The 18,236-nt window shown below is 59.7% G+C and carries 17 protein-coding genes; 13 read left to right on the top strand and 4 right to left on the bottom strand.

What is annotated here, in order from left to right:
* Positions 1-42: 42 nt before the first annotated feature.
* Positions 43-600: a cysteine hydrolase family protein gene (locus tag AC3IUF_RS06515; RefSeq protein ID WP_489281613.1), complete on the bottom strand. Its 558-nt coding sequence runs from the start codon at positions 598-600 to the stop codon at positions 43-45.
* Positions 601-746: 146 nt separating this feature from the next.
* On the opposite strand from AC3IUF_RS06515, the gene AC3IUF_RS06510 reads away from it, so the two are divergent.
* The 11 genes from AC3IUF_RS06510 (at position 747) to pdeM (ending at position 15,026) form a co-directional block, all read left to right on the top strand.
* Positions 747-1,391, top strand: coding sequence for a glutathione binding-like protein (locus tag AC3IUF_RS06510; RefSeq protein ID WP_095113859.1), 645 nt, complete (start codon positions 747-749; stop codon positions 1,389-1,391).
* Between the two features lie 225 nt (positions 1,392-1,616).
* Positions 1,617-4,067 carry a penicillin acylase family protein gene (locus tag AC3IUF_RS06505; RefSeq protein ID WP_489280715.1) on the top strand — a complete coding sequence of 817 codons (2,451 nt, stop codon included), beginning with the start codon at positions 1,617-1,619 and terminating at the stop codon, positions 4,065-4,067.
* Between the two features lie 409 nt (positions 4,068-4,476).
* On the top strand, positions 4,477-5,511 hold the full coding sequence (locus tag AC3IUF_RS06500; protein WP_414916523.1) for a ligase-associated DNA damage response exonuclease: 1,035 nt from the start codon (positions 4,477-4,479) through the stop codon (positions 5,509-5,511).
* Positions 5,508-7,196 (top strand): ATP-dependent DNA ligase, encoded by a 1,689-nt coding sequence (locus AC3IUF_RS06495; protein WP_095113860.1) that lies wholly within the window; start codon positions 5,508-5,510, stop codon positions 7,194-7,196. The genes AC3IUF_RS06500 and AC3IUF_RS06495 overlap by 4 nt, the downstream gene beginning before the upstream one ends.
* Before the next feature lie 325 nt (positions 7,197-7,521).
* The gene (locus tag AC3IUF_RS06490) at positions 7,522-8,304 is read left to right on the top strand and encodes a transporter substrate-binding domain-containing protein (protein WP_007918608.1); all 783 of its coding nucleotides are present in this window, start codon (positions 7,522-7,524) and stop codon (positions 8,302-8,304) included.
* A 56-nt stretch (positions 8,305-8,360) separates the two neighbouring features.
* Positions 8,361-9,089 carry an ABC transporter permease gene (locus tag AC3IUF_RS06485; RefSeq protein WP_007918609.1) on the top strand — a complete coding sequence of 243 codons (729 nt, stop codon included), beginning with the start codon at positions 8,361-8,363 and terminating at the stop codon, positions 9,087-9,089.
* Positions 9,086-9,796, top strand: coding sequence for an ABC transporter permease (locus tag AC3IUF_RS06480; RefSeq protein WP_007918610.1), 711 nt, complete (start codon positions 9,086-9,088; stop codon positions 9,794-9,796). Before AC3IUF_RS06485 ends, AC3IUF_RS06480 begins: the two co-directional genes overlap by 4 nt.
* Positions 9,797-9,808: 12 nt before the next feature.
* Entirely contained in the window at positions 9,809-10,927 is a 1,119-nt protein-coding gene (locus AC3IUF_RS06475) for a succinylglutamate desuccinylase/aspartoacylase family protein (RefSeq protein WP_414916524.1), read from the top strand.
* Positions 10,928-10,940: 13 nt separating this feature from the next.
* Positions 10,941-11,705: an ABC transporter ATP-binding protein gene (locus tag AC3IUF_RS06470; RefSeq protein ID WP_007918612.1), complete on the top strand. Its 765-nt coding sequence runs from the start codon at positions 10,941-10,943 to the stop codon at positions 11,703-11,705.
* A 178-nt stretch (positions 11,706-11,883) separates the two neighbouring features.
* Positions 11,884-14,373, top strand: coding sequence for a ligase-associated DNA damage response DEXH box helicase (locus tag AC3IUF_RS06465; protein ID WP_123374632.1), 2,490 nt, complete (start codon positions 11,884-11,886; stop codon positions 14,371-14,373).
* Entirely contained in the window at positions 14,370-15,026 is a 657-nt protein-coding gene (pdeM, locus tag AC3IUF_RS06460) for a ligase-associated DNA damage response endonuclease PdeM (protein WP_007918614.1), read from the top strand. The genes AC3IUF_RS06465 and pdeM overlap by 4 nt, the downstream gene beginning before the upstream one ends.
* A gap of 46 nt (positions 15,027-15,072) precedes the next feature.
* Here the strand turns inward: pdeM and AC3IUF_RS06455 are convergent, their stop codons facing one another.
* Entirely contained in the window at positions 15,073-15,282 is a 210-nt protein-coding gene (locus tag AC3IUF_RS06455) for a hypothetical protein (RefSeq protein ID WP_007918615.1), read from the bottom strand.
* 106 nt (positions 15,283-15,388) lie between these two features.
* Complete coding sequence (gene dcd, locus AC3IUF_RS06450; RefSeq protein WP_007918616.1) at positions 15,389-15,955, bottom strand: dCTP deaminase; 567 nt, start codon at positions 15,953-15,955, stop codon at positions 15,389-15,391.
* A 354-nt stretch (positions 15,956-16,309) separates the two neighbouring features.
* Here dcd and AC3IUF_RS06445 point away from each other — a divergent pair, with 354 nt between their 5' ends.
* The gene (locus AC3IUF_RS06445; RefSeq protein WP_002554837.1) at positions 16,310-16,519 is read left to right on the top strand and encodes a cold-shock protein; all 210 of its coding nucleotides are present in this window, start codon (positions 16,310-16,312) and stop codon (positions 16,517-16,519) included.
* Positions 16,520-16,683: 164 nt separating this feature from the next.
* Here the strand turns inward: AC3IUF_RS06445 and AC3IUF_RS06440 are convergent, their stop codons facing one another.
* Positions 16,684-17,691: a DUF481 domain-containing protein gene (locus AC3IUF_RS06440; RefSeq protein ID WP_463542484.1), complete on the bottom strand. Its 1,008-nt coding sequence runs from the start codon at positions 17,689-17,691 to the stop codon at positions 16,684-16,686.
* A gap of 164 nt (positions 17,692-17,855) precedes the next feature.
* Here AC3IUF_RS06440 and AC3IUF_RS06435 point away from each other — a divergent pair, with 164 nt between their 5' ends.
* Positions 17,856-18,209, top strand: coding sequence for an MGMT family protein (locus AC3IUF_RS06435; protein WP_007918619.1), 354 nt, complete (start codon positions 17,856-17,858; stop codon positions 18,207-18,209).
* Positions 18,210-18,236: the final 27 nt, after the last annotated feature.

Here is an 18,236-nt window from a genome sequence, read left to right as displayed (position 1 = left end):
GAGCCTGCTCGCGAAGGGGCCGGCACATACGGCGAAATTTTTTCAGCCAGCCTTTAGAATCTGCGCAGCACTGACCACCGTCGCATACTCCCCGTGCAAATTCCCCAGCGACATCCCGTGCACCTCTTCAGCGGTACGCAGCGTGCCGAAATAGTCGGCCTTGTCGAAGGTGAAACAGGCATCCTCCGCGACCCACGCATCGAACCCCAGATTGCCCGCCGTGCGCGCCGTGGATTCCACGGAGTTGTTCGTCGCCACGCCAACAATGATCAACTGCCCGATCCCCGCCTCACGCAACCGCGCCTCTAATCCAGTGGCACAAAACGCATCCGGCACCTGTTTCTGAATCAGCCATTCACCGTCCTGCGGCAAAAACCGCTGCTGAAACTCCACCCCCTCCTGTTCCGGCCAAAATACCGAATCCGGCTCGCGCGACAAATGCTGCACATGCACCACCGGCCGACCGCTACGCCGCCAAAGCCCCAGCAGATCAAGGATTCGCTCCTCCGCCTGAGGATTATTCCTTCGCCCCAAACGCGGCTGCAGGATGCCTTTTTGCTGGTCGATGATGATCAGTGCAGCATTGGCCTGAAGCTCCATGGCGATTTTTCTCACGCGGGGTCATTGAATTCTGCGCAGTTCAGCATCACCTCTTCCTACTAAGCAAGCTATCGAACGCACACGGGACGACCTGACGCCGGCGTTTGCTGTCCGCACACACGTCCATTTCTGCTTTGGAGTTTTCCATGATCGATCTGTATTACTGGACCACCCCCAACGGCCACAAGATCTCCCTGTTCCTTGAAGAAGCCGGCCTGCCGTACAACGTCCATCCGATCAACATCAGCCAGGGTGAGCAGTTCCAGCCGCACTTTCTGAAAATCGCGCCGAACAACCGCATTCCGGCCATCGTCGATCATGAACCGGCCGATGGTGGCGAACCGCTGTCGCTGTTCGAATCCGGGGCGATTCTTTTGTATCTGGCGGAGAAAACCGGAAAGTTTCTGCCCAAGGACCTGCGCGGTCGACAAACGGCGCTGCAATGGCTGTTCTGGCAGATGGGCGGACTGGGGCCGATGGCCGGACAGAATCACCATTTCAGCCAGTTCGCACCGGAAAAAATCCCCTATGCAATCAAGCGCTACATTGATGAGACGGCGCGGCTGTATGGCGTATTGAACAAACAACTGGCCGATAACGAATTTGTCGCCGGCAGCGAATACAGCATTGCCGACATGGCGATTTATCCGTGGATCGTCTCGCACAAATGGCAGAGTCAGAATCTCGAAGACTTCCCCCATGTGCAGCGCTGGTTCAACCACATCAAGGATCGCCCAGCGACAGTGAAGGCCTACGCGTTGGTGCAGAAAATCAATCCACCGAAGTCCTGAATCGCCGTGATTCTGATCGTTCCCACGCTCTGCGTGGGAATGCAGCCCGGGACGCTCCGCGTCCCTTCAAAGCCGAACGCGGAGCGTCCGTTGAGGCATTCCTTTGCTGCGCGCTGAAACGATCGTCGAGAACTGAAGAAATAACTCTGTCGCCCGCTTGCACGGCACCCTCCTGCTCACTAACGTAGCGCCTTTACTGACGCTACCCCCCGCAGGAGCTTTGCCATGGCCTCGCCAGCCCTCACACATTTTCTTCCCCGGTTCGGCGTTGCCGCAGCAGTGGCCGGTGTTTTGGGCCTGTCCGGTTGCCAGACCTGGAACGCTCAGGACACCCTCCCGCCGACCTCCGGTGTGCAACCGCTCAAGGGCCTGGCGCAGAACGTGTCGGTACGCCGCAATGCCATGGGCATGCCGTTGATCGAAAGTAATACTTTCCACGACGCGCTGTTCAGCCTCGGCTATGTGCACGCCAGCGACCGCATCAACCAGATGGTCACCTTGCGCCTGCTCGCTCAGGGGCGTCTGGCGGAAATGTCCGGCGCGTCGATGCTCGACGCCGACCGCTACATGCGCGCGGTCAATCTGAAGAAAAGCGCCGGCGAGCTGTACAAAGCCTCGTCGCCACGCCTCAAGCGTTTCTTCGAAGTCTATGCGCGGGGTGTCAACGCCTACCTGTTCCGCTACGCCGACAAGTTGCCGGGCGATCTCGCCTCCAGCGGTTACAAGCCTGAATACTGGAAGCCGGAAGATTCGGCACTGATTTTCGCCCTGCTGAATTTCAGCCAGTCGGCCAACCTGCCGGAAGAAATTGAATCCTTGGTGCTCGCGCAAACCGTGACCAGCGACAAACTGGCCTGGCTGACGCCGTCCGCGCCGGACGAAAACCTGCCACTGGCCGAGGCCGACAAGCTGCAAGGCCTCAAGCTCAACGGGCAAATCCCCGGTCTGACCGAGCTGAGCAACGCCAGCCAGCAACTGTCGGCGCTGAACCTGCTGGGCACCACGTCTTCAAACAACTGGGCGATCGCCCCGCAACGCAGCCGCAGCGGCAAGAGCCTGCTGGCCAGCGACGCCCATGGGCCGCTGGCCGCGCCGTCGCTGTGGAGCTTCGTGCAGATCCGCGCGCCGAAATATCAGGCGGCGGGCGTCACCGTCGCCGGTTTGCCGCTGGTCCTCGGTGGCTTCAACGGCAAAGTGGCGTGGAGCACGACCAGCGTGCTCGGCGATAACCAGGATCTGTTCCTGGAAAAAATCCGTCGCCAGGGCAGCAGCCTGACCTACGAGGTCAACGGCAAATGGCAACCGCTGGGCGTGCGCAACGAAACCTACTTCGTCAAAGGCCAGCGGCCGATTCGCGAAGCGGTGTACGAAACCCGTCACGGCGCGTTGCTCAACAGCGCTCAAGCGGCGGCGCAAGGCAGCGGTTTCGGTCTGGCCTTGCAAACCCCGAGCTTCACTGACGATAAATCGCTGGACGCATTTTTTGACCTGACCCGCGCACAAACCGTCGAGCGCGCCTCGGATGCCAGCCGTGAAATCCGCGCCATCGCCCTGAATCTGGTGTTCGCCGATGCGAGCAACATTGGCTGGCAAGTCACCGGGCGTTTCCCCAATCGGCGTGAAGGCGAAGGTTTGCTGCCATCGCCGGGCTGGGAAGGTCGCTATGACTGGGACGGTTACGCCGACCCGATGCTGCACCCGTACGATCAGGACCCGGCACAAGGCTGGCTCGGCACCGCCAACCAGCGCGTGATTCCACACGGTTACGGCATGCAGTTGTCGAACTCCTGGGCGGCGCCGGAGCGTGGCGAGCGTCTGGCGGAGCTGGCGGGCAGCGGCAAGCACGACAGCCGTAGCGTGATCGCCATGCAATACGACCAGACCACCACCTTCGCCGCCAAGTTGAAGAAAGTCTTCGAAGCACCGGGCATGAAACAACCGCTGAAACAGGCGATTGACGCTCTGCCGGAAGCGGATCGCAGCAAGGCGCGTGAAGCGTTCACGCGGTTGATGGCGTTCGACGGCAAGCTCAGCCCGACCTCGGCGGATGCGGCGATCTATGAGTTGTTCCTGCAGGAAAGCATGAAGCAGATCTTCCTCGACGAACTCGGCCCGGAATCGAGCGCGGCGTGGAAAGCGTTTATTGCCAATGGTGATTTGTCTTATGCGGCGCAGGCCGATCATCTGTTGGGGCGTGAAGACAGTCCGTTCTGGGATGACATTCGCACGCCACAGAAAGAGGACAAAGCCGTGATTCTCGCCCGCAGCTTTGCCGCAGCGATCAGCGCTGGCGAGAGTCAGTTGGGTGGCGATCACAGAACCTGGCAGTGGGGCAAATTGCACAGCTATGCGTGGAAGAACAGCAATGGTCAGATCGTGCGCGGGCCACTGGCGGCGGGTGGTGATCACACCACGTTGAACACTTCCGCGTTTGCCTGGGGTCAGGATTTCAGCACCACACGTGCGCCGTCGATGCGCTTCATCGTTGACTTCGGTCAGGCTGAGCCGCTGATGGGGCAGAACGGTACAGGGCAATCGGGTAATCCGGTCAGCCCGAATTACCTCAATGGCATCGATGCGTGGTTGAAGGGGCAATACATCGGCTTGCCGATGCAGCCGCAGAACTTTGATCGGGTGTATGGCAAAACTCGTTTGACCCTTACTCCCGGCAAATAAGCTGAACGGCAAAAGCCCCTCACCCTAACCCTCTCCCGGAGGGAGAGGGGACTGACTGGGGATGCTTGAGTCATACGCCGACCTGAACGTGCACTGCCGAATCCAGAATCAACTCGGTTCGTGCCTTGCCGAATCCGTAATCGACTCGGTCTTACAGGTCGATGTAGCTGGCCAGACACCTCGGTCAACCCCCTCCCCTCTGGGAGAGGGCTGGGGTGAGGGGCTTTTGATCTGGTCCAGAATCTGTGCTCGACTCGGTTTTTCAGGTCGATGTCACTCACCAGACACCTCGGTCGGCCCCCTCTCCCTCTGGGAGAGGGCTGGGGTGAGGGTTGCTCTTCAAAGTCGATAGAACTTCCGGACACGCGCCAGCCTCATAGCTAACAAGCCCCCCATTTCTGGTAACGACATGGACCTTGTTATCGCCCGCCCCGAAGGCCTTTATTGCCCTGCGGGAGATTTCTACATAGATCCGTGGCGCCCCGTCGAGCGCTCGGTCATTACCCATGCCCACGGCGATCACGCTCGTACCGGCAACCAGCATTACCTCGCCAGCAGCGCCAGCGAAGGGATTTTGCGCGCGCGTCTGGGGCAAGACATCAACCTGCAAACCCTAGCCTACGGTCAGCGCCTGACGCACCACGGTGTCACCTTGAGCTTTCATCCGGCCGGCCACGTGCTCGGTTCGGCCCAAGTGCGTCTGGAATACGGCGGCGAAGTCTGGGTCGCGTCCGGCGATTACAAGATCGAACCGGACGGCACCTGCGCCCCGTTCGAACCGGTGCGCTGCCACACCTTTATCACCGAATCGACCTTCGGCCTGCCGATCTACCGCTGGCAACCACAGGCGCAGGTGTTCAGCGAGATCAATCAGTGGTGGGCGGCGAATATTGCCGCCGGCAAGGCCAGCGTGTTGTTCTGTTACTCGTTCGGCAAGGCCCAGCGGATTCTCCACGGCATCGATGAATCCCTCGGCCCGATCCTCAGCCACGGTGCGGTCGAACCGCTGAATCGGGTCTACCGCGAGGCTGGTGTGTACCTGCCGCCGACGATCTACGCCGGCGACTTGAAAAAAAACGATCCGATCATGCGCCAGGCCCTGGTCATCGCTCCGCCCTCGGCCGGAGGCAGCACCTGGATGCGTCGCTTCGGCGAGTTCAGCGACGCGTTCGCCAGCGGCTGGATGCGTTTGCGCGGCACCCGGCGGCGGCGCGGCGTCGATCGTGGTTTCGTGCTTTCCGATCACGCTGACTGGCCCGGCCTGCTCTGGGCCATTGAGCAAACCGGCGCAGAGCGGGTGATGGTCACCCACGGCTCGATCGGCGTGCTCGTGCGGCATCTGCGCGAACAGGGTCTGGATGCCCAGGGTTTCAATACCGAATACGGTGATGACGAAGAAGAAAACCTCGCCACCGAACCGACCATCGCCGAGATGCCAGCATGAGAGCATTCGCCGAGTTGTACGCCGAACTCGACGCGACCACGTCAAGCAACGCCAAACTGGCGGCAATGCAGACTTACTTCGCCCAGGCCGAACCGCATGACGCCGCGTGGGCGGTGTACTTCCTCTCCGGGGGGCGGCCCCGGCAACTGGTGCCGGTCCGAATCCTGCGCGAACTCGCCGTCTCAGTCTCCGGCCTCGAGCCGTGGCTATTCGAGGAAAGCTATCAAGCGGTCGGCGACCTGGCGGAAACCATTTCTCTGGTACTCGCGGAAAACCTGCACAGCTCCGACGCCGGCCTCGCCGAATGGATCGAAGACAAACTCCTGCCGCTGCGCGGTGAAACTCCGGAATACCTCAGCCGACAACTGCCCGCCCTGTGGGCGCAACTGGATCGATCGAGCCTGATGCTGTGCATCAAATTGATCACCGGCAGTTTCCGCGTCGGCGTCTCGAAACTGCTGGTTACCCGCGCCTTGGCGTCGATGGCCGGGCTGGACAGCAAACGCGTGGCGCAGCGTCTGGTCGGCTACACCGACCTGTCCAATCGGCCGAGCGCCGCCAGCTACCTGAAACTGATCGCCCCGGAATCCAGCGATGAGCATGCCCAGCGCGGCGGCCAGCCCTACCCGTTTTTCCTCGCCCACGCCTTGTCGCAACCGGTGGAAGAATTCGAAGCGCTGATCGGCCCGGCCAGCGACTGGCAAATTGAATGGAAATGGGATGGCATCCGTGCACAAGTGGTCAAGCGTGAAGGCCGGCTGTGGATCTGGTCGCGGGGCGAGGAACTGGTGACCGAGCGCTTTCCCGAATTGGAAGTGCTGGTACACGGCTTGCCCGACGGCACGGTGATCGACGGCGAAATCGTCGTGTGGAAAAGCACGCATCCGCGTACTGAAGATGCTTTCGATCCGCAATCGACCGAACCTGCGGCGGTGCAACCCTTCGCCTTGCTGCAACAACGCATCGGCCGCAAAACCCTCGACAAGAAAATCCTCGAAGACGTGCCGGTGGTGGTGCTCGCTTACGACTTGCTTGAATGGCAGGACGAAGACTGGCGCAACCAGCCGCAGGCCAAACGTCGCGCGCAACTGGAAGACGTCATCGCCCGCTGTAACAGCCCGGTATTACTGCCCTCACCGGTGCTGACCGGCAGCGACTGGTTCGACCTCGCCCGCCAGCGCGAGTCATCGCGGCGCTTGGGTGTTGAGGGCATGATGCTCAAGGCGCGGGATTCGCTGTACGGCGTCGGCCGCACCAAGGACATGGGCGTGTGGTGGAAATGGAAGGTTGATCCGTTCAGTGTCGATGCCGTGTTGATTTACGCCCAGCGCGGTCATGGTCGGCGCGCCAGTTTGTACAGCGATTACACCTTTGCCGTGTGGGACGGCCCACCCGAGTCCAGCCAACGCGCGCTGGTGCCGTTTGCCAAAGCCTATTCGGGGCTGACCGATGAAGAAATGCGCCAGGTCGACAGCATTGTGCGCAAGACCACGGTGGAGAAATTTGGGCCGGTGAGTAGCGTGAAACCGAGTCTGGTGTTTGAACTCGGCTTCGAAGGCATCGCCCTGTCGCGGCGGCACAAGAGCGGCATCGCGGTGCGTTTCCCGAGGATGTTGCGCTGGCGGCAGGATAAAACCGTGGAAGAAGCGGATAGCCTCGCGACCTTGCAAGATCTGTTGGCCTGACCCCAATCTCCCGGACATTGATCGTTCCCACGCTCCGCGTGGGAATGCAGCCTAGGACGCTCCGCGTCCCCCCAAAAGCCAAACGCGGAGCGTCCGTTGAGGCATTCCTTTGCTGCGCATGGGAACGATCAGCCACAAAACAGTGCATGCTTTCTGCAATGCCCATTTCCGGGCATTCAAACGCCCTCATCCCTCCGCGCCCAACCTTTTAAAACACTTGTTCGGGACTCTGGTTCGGAAATTGCTACTTTCTATAGGTCGTACGCGTTCCAGTAACAATAATTCTGCGCCACAAGCGCTCATATTGGTTCTTAGGGATTGAATAATGAAAAAAGCATTGCTGACCCTTTCTGCACTGGCGTTGTGCATGGCCGCTGGCTCCGCGCTGGCCAAGGAATACAAAGAGTTGCGCTTTGGCGTTGACCCTTCGTACGCACCGTTCGAGTCGAAAGCGGCCGACGGCAGCCTGGTGGGCTTCGACATCGATCTGGGCAACGCGATCTGCGCCGAACTGAAGGTCAAGTGCAAGTGGGTCGAAAGTGACTTCGACGGCATGATTCCGGGCCTCAAAGCCAACAAATTCGACGGTGTGATCTCGTCGATGACCGTGACCCCGGCCCGCGAAAAAGTCATCGACTTCTCCAGCGAGCTGTTCTCCGGCCCGACCGCTTATGTGTTCAAAAAAGGCTCCGGTATCACCGCAGACGTCGCATCCCTGAAAGGCAAAACCGTCGGCTACGAGCAGGGCACCATTCAAGAAGCCTACGCCAAAGCCGTGCTGGACAAGGCCGGCGTGAAAACCCAGGCCTACCAGAACCAGGATCAGGTGTATTCCGACCTGACCTCTGGCCGTCTCGACGCCGGTATCCAGGACATGCTGCAAGCCGAACTGGGCTTTTTGAAGTCGCCACAGGGCGCCGACTATGACGTCAGCAAGCCAGTCGACAGCGAATTGCTGCCAGCCAAAACCGCTGTCGGTATTAAGAAAGGTAACACTGAGCTGAAAGCGCTTTTAGATAAAGGTATCAAAGCGTTACACGATGACGGCAAATACGCCGAGATTCAAAAGAAACACTTTGGCGATCTGAATCTGTACAGCGGCAAATAATGCCCCGGCGCCCATCCTCGATGGGCGCCTTTTCCATCCGCTCAGGTTGCTGATTTATGTTCGAAAACCTCTTACAAAATCTGGGGCTCTCCGCCTTCAGCCTCAAGGGTTTTGGCCCGTTGCTGTTGGAAGGCACCTGGATGACCATCAAATTATCGGCGTTGTCGCTGTTGGTGGCCGTGTTGCTCGGCCTGCTTGGCGCCAGTGCCAAACTGTCAAAAGTCAAACTGGTGCGCCTGCCCGCGCAGCTCTACACCACGCTGATTCGCGGGGTCCCGGATCTGGTGCTGATGCTGCTGATCTTCTACAGCCTGCAGACCTGGCTGACGTCTCTGACCGATTATCTGGAATGGGAATACATCGAAATCGACCCATTCAGCGCCGGGGTGCTGACCCTCGGCTTCATCTATGGTGCGTATTTCACCGAAACCTTCCGTGGCGCGATCCTCGCTGTGCCACGCGGACAGGTTGAAGCGGCCACCGCGTATGGCCTCAAACGCGGCCAGCGCTTTCGCTTCGTGGTGTTTCCGCAAATGATGCGCTTCGCCCTGCCGGGTATCGGCAACAACTGGATGGTGATGCTCAAGGCCACCGCGCTGGTGTCGATCATTGGTCTGGCCGATCTGGTCAAAGCCGCGCAGGACGCCGGTAAAAGCACTTATCAACTGTTCTACTTCCTGGTTCTCGCCGCATTGATCTATCTGCTGATCACCAGTGCCTCGAATTTCATCCTGCGCTGGCTCGAACGTCGCTACGCCGCCGGTGCCCGGGAGGCCGTACGATGATCGAACTTTTGCAGGAATATTGGCGAGCCTTCCTTTATACCGATGGCCAGAACATTACCGGGCTGGCGATGACGATGTGGCTGCTCAGCGCCTCGATCTTCTTCGGTTTCCTGGTGTCGATTCCGCTGTCGATTGCACGGGTTTCGCCGCACTTCTACATTCGCTGGCCGGTGCAGTTTTACACCTACCTGTTCCGTGGCACGCCGTTGTATATACAGTTGCTGATCTGCTACACCGGGATCTACAGCCTGGCCGCCGTGCGTGCGCAGCCGTTGCTCGACAGTTTCTTTCGCGATGCGATGAACTGCACGATCCTCGCCTTCGCCCTCAACACCTGCGCCTACACCACGGAGATTTTCGCCGGGGCGATCCGCAGCATGAACCACGGCGAGGTCGAAGCGGCCAAGGCTTACGGGCTGACCGGCTGGAAGCTGTATGCCTACGTGATCATGCCGTCGGCGCTGCGCCGTTCGTTGCCGTATTACAGCAACGAAGTGATCCTGATGCTGCACTCGACCACCGTGGCCTTCACCGCGACCATCCCCGACATCCTGAAAGTCGCCCGGGACGCCAACTCGGCGACCTTCCTGACTTTTCAGTCGTTCGGCATCGCCGCGCTGATCTACCTGACCATTACCTTTGCGCTGGTCGGCTTGTTCCGCCTTGCTGAACGCCGATGGCTGGCTTTCCTCGGGCCGACTCACTAGGACACCTTTGCAATGCGCCACCTGATTCATGACTTGCTGGCCCCGCTGCCGGGGACCGCACGACAGATCCACAGCTTCCACTTCGGCCCGGAACAGGCCAAGGGCAAGGTTTACATTCAGTCTTCGCTGCATGCCGACGAATTGCCGGGCATGCTCGTCGCCTGGCATCTCAAACAGCGTCTGGCCGAGCTGGAGGCCGCCGGGCGCCTGCGCAGCCAAATCGTGTTGGTGCCGGTGGCCAACCCGGTCGGCCTCGAACAAGTGCTGATGGACGTGCCGCTGGGCCGTTACGAACTGGAGAGCGGGCAGAACTTCAACCGCTGGTTCGTCGACCTCAGCGAGGAAATCGGCAACGCCATCGAGGGCAGGCTGAATGACGATGCACAGCACAACCTTGAACTGATCCGCAGCCATCTGCGCAATGCCCTCGCCCGCCAGACTGCCAGCACGCAACTGCAATCCCAGCGCCTGATCCTGCAACGGCTGGCCTGTGATGCGGATATGGTGCTCGACTTGCACTGCGACTTCGAATCGGTGGTTCACCTCTACACCACGCCCGAAGCGTGGCCGCAGGTCGAACCGCTGGCGCGCTATATCGAAGCCCAGGCGAGCCTGCTGGCCACTGACTCCGGCGGTCAGTCGTTCGACGAATGCTTCACGCTGCTGTGGTGGCAATTGAAAGAGCGCTTCGGCGAACACTTCGAGATTCCGCTGGGCAGTTTCTCCGTGACCGTCGAGTTGCGCGGCCAGGGTGACGTTACCCATCCGCTCGCCAGTCGCGACTGCCAGGCGCTGATCGATTATCTGATCCAGTCCGATGCGATCGTCGGCGAGACCAAACCGCAACCACCGCTGCCGTTCCCCGCCACGCCGCTGGCCGGTGTGGAACCGGTGACCACCCCGGTCGGCGGCCTGCTGGTGTATACCGCCACGGCGGGGCAATACCTCGAAGCCGGGCAGCAGATCGCCGAAATCATCGACCCTATCCACGACCGGGTCACCCCCATTCATTGCACCAGCGCCGGCGTGATGTACGCCCGTTCGCTGCGACGCATGGCCACTGCCGGCATGGTCATCGCCCACGTCGCGGGCGCTGAAGCCTATCGCAGCGGCTACCTACTTTCGCCTTGAGGATGTCTGTCCCATGTACAAACTGACCGTTGAAGGCCTGCACAAAAGCTATGGCGACCATCAGGTGCTCAAAGGCGTTTCGCTCAAGGCCAAGACCGGCGACGTGATCAGCCTGATCGGTGCCAGCGGCTCGGGCAAAAGCACCTTTTTGCGCTGCATCAACTTTCTCGAACAACCCAACGACGGCGCCATGAGCCTCGATGGCCAAGCGATCCGCATGGTCACCGACCGCCACGGCATGCACGTCGCCGATGCCGATGAACTGCAACGTTTGCGCACGCGGCTGGCGATGGTGTTCCAGCATTTCAACCTGTGGAGCCACATGACCGTGCTGGAAAACATCACCATGGCCCCGCGCCGGGTGTTGGGTTGCAGCAAACAGGAAGCCGACGATCGTGCGCGGCGTTATCTGGACAAGGTTGGTTTGCCGGCGCGAGTGGCCGATCAATACCCGGCGTTTCTCTCAGGCGGTCAGCAACAGCGCGTGGCGATTGCCCGGGCGCTGGCGATGGAGCCAGAGGTGATGTTGTTCGATGAACCGACCTCGGCGCTCGATCCGGAATTGGTCGGTGAAGTGTTGAAGGTGATTCAAGGGCTGGCGGAAGAAGGCCGGACCATGATCATGGTGACCCATGAGATGAGCTTCGCTCGTAAGGTTTCCAGCCAGGTGTTGTTTCTGCATCAAGGTCTGGTGGAAGAAGAAGGCGCCCCCGAGGAAGTCCTCGGCAACCCGAAAAGCGAACGCCTCAAACAATTCCTCAGCGGAAACCTCAAGTAGCCCACGTTCCCCTGTAGGAGCTGCCGAAGGCTGCGATCTTTTGATCTTGTTTTGTAGAGATCAAGATCAAGATCAAAAGATCGCAGCCTTCGGCAGCTCCTACACGGTCACCCTGATTAAACCTTTCGCCAACTGATGTGGTCACTGGAAGAACCCCTCCAGAGCGCGCGCAGCCCGCATGGCGAAATCCTCCGACCTGGCAAAAATCTGGTTCAGCGCCCGCGGCTGGAAGCCGTTCGCCTTTCAGAAAGATGTATGGGCGGCGGTCAAAAAAGGCGAATCCGGCCTGCTCCACGCCAGCACCGGTGCCGGTAAAACCTATGCCGTGTGGTTTGCCGCGCTCAATCGCTTCGCGCGCTCGCAGCCTGCCGTCGAAACACCGCGCAAACGCAAATCACCGGCCGAACCGCTGACCGTGCTGTGGATCACCCCCATGCGCGCCCTCGCCGCCGACACCGCGCGCGCTTTGCAAACACCGGTCGATGACCTGCAGATCCCGTGGAACATCGGTCTGCGCACCGGCGACACCAGCAGCAGCGAGCGCGCCCGCCAGAGCCGACGCCTGCCGACCACGCTGATCACCACCCCGGAAAGCCTGACCCTGCTGCTCGCCCGCGCTGATGCACAGGTAGCGCTGTCGACTCTGCGCATGATCGTCGTCGATGAATGGCACGAACTGCTGGGCAACAAGCGCGGCGTGCAACTGCAACTGGCCCTCGCCCGCCTGCGGCATTGGCAGCCTGAGCTGATCGTCTGGGGCGTCTCGGCCACCCTGGGTAATCAATCCCACGCCGAGCAGGTGCTGATCCCACAGGGCGGCGGCATCAGCATTCAGGGGCAACGCGAAAAAACGCTGAAGGTCGACACCCTCCTCCCACCGGCCATCGAGCGTTTTCCCTGGGCCGGGCATATCGGTCTGAAGATGCTGCCGCAGGTCGTTGCCGAACTGGATGCTTGCGCCAGCACCTTGGTCTTCACCAATACGCGGGCGCAATCGGAAATCTGGTATCAGGCGCTGCTGGAGGCACGGCCGGACTGGGCCGGGCTGATCGCGTTGCATCACAGCTCCCTGTCTCGCGAGACTCGCGACTGGGTCGAACAGGCCTTGAAGAACGGGCATTTGAAAGCCGTAGTCTGCACTTCAAGCCTGGACCTGGGCGTGGATTTCCTGCCCGTCGAGCGCGTATTGCAAATCGGCTCGGCCAAAGGTGTCGCGCGCCTGATGCAACGGGCCGGACGCTCGGGCCATGCACCAGGGCGCACGTCGCGGGTGACGCTGGTGCCGACGCACAGCCTTGAGTTGATCGAAGCCGCCGCCGCCCGCGATGCCGTCGAACAACGGCGCATCGAACCACGCCTGTCACCGCACAAACCGCTGGATGTGCTGGTGCAACACTTGGTCAGCATGGCCCTCGGCGGTGGGTTTATTCCTGAAGAGTTGTACGAAGAAGTCCGCGGCGCCTGGGCCTATCGCGACCTGACACCCGCTGACTGGAGCTGGGCGCTTGCTTTCGTACGCCATGGCGGGATGTCTCTGACAGCCTATCCGGATTACCGCCGGGTCGAGCCAGACGAGCACGGCGTCTGGCGCGTACCGGATGCGCGATTGGCGCGGCGCCATCGCATGAGCATCGGCACCATCGTCAGTGACGCGAGCATCCATCTGAAATTCTGGAGCAAGGGCGGCGGTGGCAAACAGTTGGGCAGTGTCGAGGAAGGCTTTATCGCGCGGCTTAAACCGGGTGACGGTTTTCTCTTCGCCGGACGTTTACTGGAGTTGGTGCGGGTGGAAAACATGACCGCTTACGTCAAACGCAGCACGGCGAAGAAAGCCGCGGTGCCGCGCTGGAATGGCGGGCGGATGCCACTTTCCAACGAGTTGGCCGAAGCCGTGGTCAGGCGCTTCAGTGCCGCCGCGCAGGGTGAGTTTGTCGGCCCGGAAATGCAGGCGTTGCGACCGTTACTGGAAACGCAGATGCACTGGTCTGGCTTGCCCACCGCCGAAAATCTGTTGGCCGAAGTGCTGAAATCCCGCGAAGGCTGGCACCTTTTTCTCTACCCGTTTGCCGGGCGCCAGGTGCATCTGGGGCTGGCGAGCCTGCTGGCCTGGCGTGTCAGCCAGCGCCAGCCCGTGACGTTCTCGATCGCGGTGAACGATTACGGCCTGGAATTGCTCAGCGCCACGCCCGTCGACTGGGCCGAGCATTTGAATACACAACTGTTCAACGCCGATCACCTGTTAAAGGATGTACTGGCCAGCCTCAACGCAGGCGAATTGGCGTTGCGACGCTTCCGTGAAATCGCCCGGATTGCCGGGCTGGTCTTCGCCGGTTACCCCGGTGCGCCGAAAAGCACCCGGCAGGTACAGGCGTCCAGCGGTTTGTTCTTCGAAGTGTTCAAACAATACGACGCCGATAACCTGTTGCTCGCACAGGCCGGGGAAGAAGTCCTACGAGAGGAATTGGATATTCAACGTCTGGAACAGACACTGGAGCACATCAACCGGATGAAACTCGACGTGCATCAGATAAAGCGTCCTACACCCCTGGGGTTTCCACTGCTGGTGGAGCGCATGCGCGAAAGCATGAGTTCAGAGAAACTCGCCGACCGCATCAGACGGATGGTTGGAGACCTGGAAAAATCCGCCGACAAGGGCAAACACCGATGAACGCGCCCTACCCTGTGCGACTGGCGGGTGAAGACCTCTGGTTGCTGCCGGAAAAGGCCCTGTACTGGCCGGCGCAACAGGCCTTGCTGATTGCCGATGTGCATTTCGGTAAAGCCGCCGCCTACCGCAGCCTCGGTCAACCGGTCCCGCAAGGCACTACCGCGAGCAATATTGCAGTGATTGACCGATTGCTGGCGAAAATGCCCTGCCGACAGCTGATATTCCTTGGCGATTTTCTCCACGGACCCGGCTCGCATGCCGTGGGGACTTTGCGCGAACTGGCCGAATGGCGTGCGCGTCATGTTGATCTGCCGATGACGCTGATCCGCGGCAATCACGACAAACGGGCGGGCGATCCGCCGGAATCGCTGAATATCCGCGTCGTGCCCGAACCGCTGCTGATCGGGCCATTCGCCCTGCAACATGAACCGGACCCGCATCCTGAACGACACGTACTGGCCGGTCATGTGCATCCGGTCTATCGGTTACATGGCAAGGGCCGACAAAGCTTGCGCCTGGCGTGTTTCAGACTCAGCGAAGGCATCAGCCTGCTGCCGGCCTTTGGCGCGTTTACCGGGGGATATCCGGTCGAGAAGGAGCAAAGCTGCAGAATTTTCGTCATCGGTGACAACGAAATATGGCCAGTCAGTTGACGTCTTCACAGACCTCATCTGACTGGCCATTGGTTTTCAATGCAGATCAGGCAACCGGTGCCGGTGGCGGCTCGTCTGGAAGGGTCGGTTCGCCCGGCTCGGTCGGTTGTTCGTTGGGGGTATCGGGATCGGGCTGTCCGGGAATTCCGCCGGCCATGCTCAGTGGCGGATGCGCCAACAAGGACCAGGCCAATACGCCAATCTGATTGGGCTCGAGCCTTGCCAGTTCGGCAGTGATTTGCGGATCGATCTTCATAGGGCACTCCTCGCGAAGGCCCGTTTTGCCGAAAGCAAAAACGGGCAGTACACCCCATAGAGTGTCTGCCCGCCAAAGAATTCCCGCGATCTGTCGGATGGACCGATCAGGTGCGCGGCAAGGTCACGCCACGCTGGCCCTGGTACTTGCCACCGCGATCCTTGTAGGACACTTCGCATTCCTCGTCGGATTCAAGGAAGAGCATCTGCGCCACGCCTTCGTTGGCGTAGATTTTCGCCGGCAGGTTAGTGGTGTTGGAGAATTCCAGCGTCACGTGGCCTTCCCACTCTGGCTCAAGCGGGGTGACGTTAACGATGATGCCGCAGCGCGCGTAGGTGCTTTTACCCAGGCAGATGGTCAATACATTGCGCGGAATGCGGAAGTATTCGACGGTGCTGGCCAGTGCAAAGGAGTTCGGCGGAATGATGCAGACGTCGCTGTGGACGTCGACGAAGCTGCCCGGGTCGAAGTTTTTCGGGTCGACGATGGACGAGTTGATGTTGGTGAACACCTTGAAGTGATTGGTGCAACGTACATCGTAGCCATAGCTCGATACACCGTAGGAGATCACACGGCTGTCATCGCTGCCGCGCATCTGGCGCTCGACGAACGGTTCGATCATGCCGTGTTCCTGCGCCATGCGGCGAATCCACTTGTCCGATTTGATGCTCATGGCGGGGTGTCCTGAATAGCGAGGTGGAAAAATTCTGTCCGGCATCTTACCGGGCGCGCCGCCGGGTTCAAAGTGCGCGGTGCAATTCTCGCCGAACACCCATGAAATACGAGCTTTGGCGACGAACCGTCACACCGCCGATCCCGAAAACAGAGAAACCTTCGCAAGAAGCATTGGCACTTCTCGGAAACTGGGTTAAGGTGGCGTCACTGTGTTGCTTGTGTCACTGAGAATCTCTACACGATATGTTGAATTTCGATCCAACCATCTACAAGAATTTTTCCTGCTCTTTGCACTCAGTCTCGGCCAGGGTTCTTCCTGAGTCGCAGTTATCTTTGTTCAAGGAGTTACACCATGTCTAATCGCCAAACCGGTACCGTTAAGTGGTTCAACGATGAAAAAGGCTTCGGCTTCATCACTCCACAATCCGGTGACGACCTGTTCGTTCACTTCAAAGCTATCCAATCCGACGGCTTCAAAAGCCTGAAAGAAGGCCAACAGGTTTCTTTCATCGCTACCCGCGGTCAGAAAGGCATGCAAGCTGAAGAAGTACAAGTTATCTAACTTGTAGCTTCTTTAGAAAAGAGCCCCGCCCTTAAAAGCGGGGCTTTTTTGTGGGCGTCTGTTTTTCAGCTCGCAAAAAAAGATCGCAGCCTTCGGCAGCTCCTACAGGATTTACATCAATCCTCTGTAGGAGCTGCCGAAGGCTGCGATCTTTTGCTTGCGCCTTACCAGGCCACGCCAAACCCGGCGGTATAACGGGTCTTGCTCAGATCGGCATCGTTGGTGCCACTGATGATGTCGCGCTCAGCCTTGAGGTTAAGCGAAGCCCAGTCGGTGACCTTGTAACGCAGCCCCAATTCAGCATCCAGTGCGTAATCAGCAACTCCGGACAGTGGTTTGCCCACTTCACCGTTGGTGAAGAACTCGACTTTCTTGCCAATCAGGTAACGGTTGTAATCCCATTTCATGGCGACAGAGTAGAAGTTGTCCTTGCTGCCATCGCGGTACTCATAGTCCGTGCGGTTGAGCAGCGAGCCCAGCGAGAACGCGCCCAACTCGTCATCCCAGAACTGGTAGCCAGGACCGGTACCAACCACGCGCTGACGCGCCAGCTCTTCGATGTGATCGCGCTTGTAATTCAGACGACCCTGCCAGAACCATTTATCGGTCAGGAAGCGGTCGAGTGCATATTCGGCGCGCCAGTTGTTGGTGGTGGTCTCGTCGTCCTGCACTTCGCGGTTGTACTCGCCTTCGGCGGTATGACGCCAGCGACCATGACGTGCCGTGGTCTTGAAGCCGACATCGTAGTCATCGGTGTCCTTCTCGGCGCGCTGATAATCCAGCGCCAAGTCGACATTGCCCTTCCAGACCAGATCCTCGACCACCGGTTTCGGTTTGAGAATCTGCTGAATGCTCGCCAGCTCGACGGTTTTCGGCGCCTCGCCATTGGCCAGGGTGACCTTGCCATCTTCGGCGGCCGTCAGCGACTTGGACACTTCGCCGGTGTAGGCATCCTGTTTGACCAGCAAGTGCTGATCGCTGTCCAGCGTCTTGACCTCTTTCCAGTCGATGGTGACCGCACCGGCGTATTTGGTCTGGATCAACAGCTTGCCGCCGTCGAATACCGTAATGGTACCGCTCAACTTGTCACCGTTCTTCAACCAGACGGTATCGGCAAGCAGGGGCGTGGACGCGCTGAAAACAGCAAGGCACAGCAAGGATCTGGAAAACATAAGCGAATCGAAGGCTCAAGTTTGCGAAAAAGGTCGGCATTATCCGTAGGAATAAGACCCTGACAAGGACTGACCGAACGATTTCCGATGAGTTCATTTCTCAATTGCGCGATCACCGATTACTCTGAAAGCCATCAAACTGTTCATGCTCAGGAACCGCGTACGTGACAGACCCGCTCGACAGCGTTGAAAACGATGCGCAAATCCGACGCACGGCGCTCTACTCGACGCTCGCCCAAGTGCCCGAAGGCAAAGTCGTCAGCTATGGTCAGTTAGCTGAACTGGCCGGGTTGGGGCGCGCCGCCCGCTGGGTCGGCCGCACCTTGAGCCAGCTACCCGGTGATACCAAACTGCCCTGGCACCGAGTGCTGGGCGCCGGCGGTCGGATCAGCCTGCCGGTGGGCAGCCCATCGGGTGATGAACAACGGGCCAGATTGCGCATGGAAGGCATCACCGTCCTGAACAATCGTGTGGATATTCAGCGCCATGGCTGGCGTCCGGTAGAGCACAGCGGTTAGAGTGCGCGCTTTGTTTTCGCAATCTTG

Source organism: Pseudomonas sp. KH_040 (genome assembly GCF_057839305.1).
The sequence above is the reverse complement of the archived record's forward strand: the minus strand, read 5'-3'. Positions and strand labels throughout refer to the sequence as shown.

Excerpts from the sequence above, each read along its gene's own strand:
- AC3IUF_RS06515 (WP_489281613.1), bottom strand. The coding sequence starts at position 600 with ATGGAGCTTCAGGCCAATGCTGCACTGATCATCATCGACCAGCAAAAA.
- AC3IUF_RS06510 (WP_095113859.1), top strand. The coding sequence starts at position 747 with ATGATCGATCTGTATTACTGGACCACCCCCAACGGCCACAAGATCTCC.
- AC3IUF_RS06505 (WP_489280715.1), top strand. The coding sequence starts at position 1,617 with ATGGCCTCGCCAGCCCTCACACATTTTCTTCCCCGGTTCGGCGTTGCC.
- AC3IUF_RS06500 (WP_414916523.1), top strand. The coding sequence starts at position 4,477 with ATGGACCTTGTTATCGCCCGCCCCGAAGGCCTTTATTGCCCTGCGGGA.
- AC3IUF_RS06495 (WP_095113860.1), top strand. The coding sequence starts at position 5,508 with ATGAGAGCATTCGCCGAGTTGTACGCCGAACTCGACGCGACCACGTCA.
- AC3IUF_RS06490 (WP_007918608.1), top strand. The coding sequence starts at position 7,522 with ATGAAAAAAGCATTGCTGACCCTTTCTGCACTGGCGTTGTGCATGGCC.
- AC3IUF_RS06485 (WP_007918609.1), top strand. The coding sequence starts at position 8,361 with ATGTTCGAAAACCTCTTACAAAATCTGGGGCTCTCCGCCTTCAGCCTC.
- AC3IUF_RS06480 (WP_007918610.1), top strand. The coding sequence starts at position 9,086 with ATGATCGAACTTTTGCAGGAATATTGGCGAGCCTTCCTTTATACCGAT.
- AC3IUF_RS06475 (WP_414916524.1), top strand. The coding sequence starts at position 9,809 with ATGCGCCACCTGATTCATGACTTGCTGGCCCCGCTGCCGGGGACCGCA.
- AC3IUF_RS06470 (WP_007918612.1), top strand. The coding sequence starts at position 10,941 with ATGTACAAACTGACCGTTGAAGGCCTGCACAAAAGCTATGGCGACCAT.
- AC3IUF_RS06465 (WP_123374632.1), top strand. The coding sequence starts at position 11,884 with ATGGCGAAATCCTCCGACCTGGCAAAAATCTGGTTCAGCGCCCGCGGC.
- pdeM (WP_007918614.1), top strand. The coding sequence starts at position 14,370 with ATGAACGCGCCCTACCCTGTGCGACTGGCGGGTGAAGACCTCTGGTTG.
- AC3IUF_RS06455 (WP_007918615.1), bottom strand. The coding sequence starts at position 15,282 with ATGAAGATCGATCCGCAAATCACTGCCGAACTGGCAAGGCTCGAGCCC.
- dcd (WP_007918616.1), bottom strand. The coding sequence starts at position 15,955 with ATGAGCATCAAATCGGACAAGTGGATTCGCCGCATGGCGCAGGAACAC.
- AC3IUF_RS06445 (WP_002554837.1), top strand. The coding sequence starts at position 16,310 with ATGTCTAATCGCCAAACCGGTACCGTTAAGTGGTTCAACGATGAAAAA.
- AC3IUF_RS06440 (WP_463542484.1), bottom strand. The coding sequence starts at position 17,691 with ATGTTTTCCAGATCCTTGCTGTGCCTTGCTGTTTTCAGCGCGTCCACG.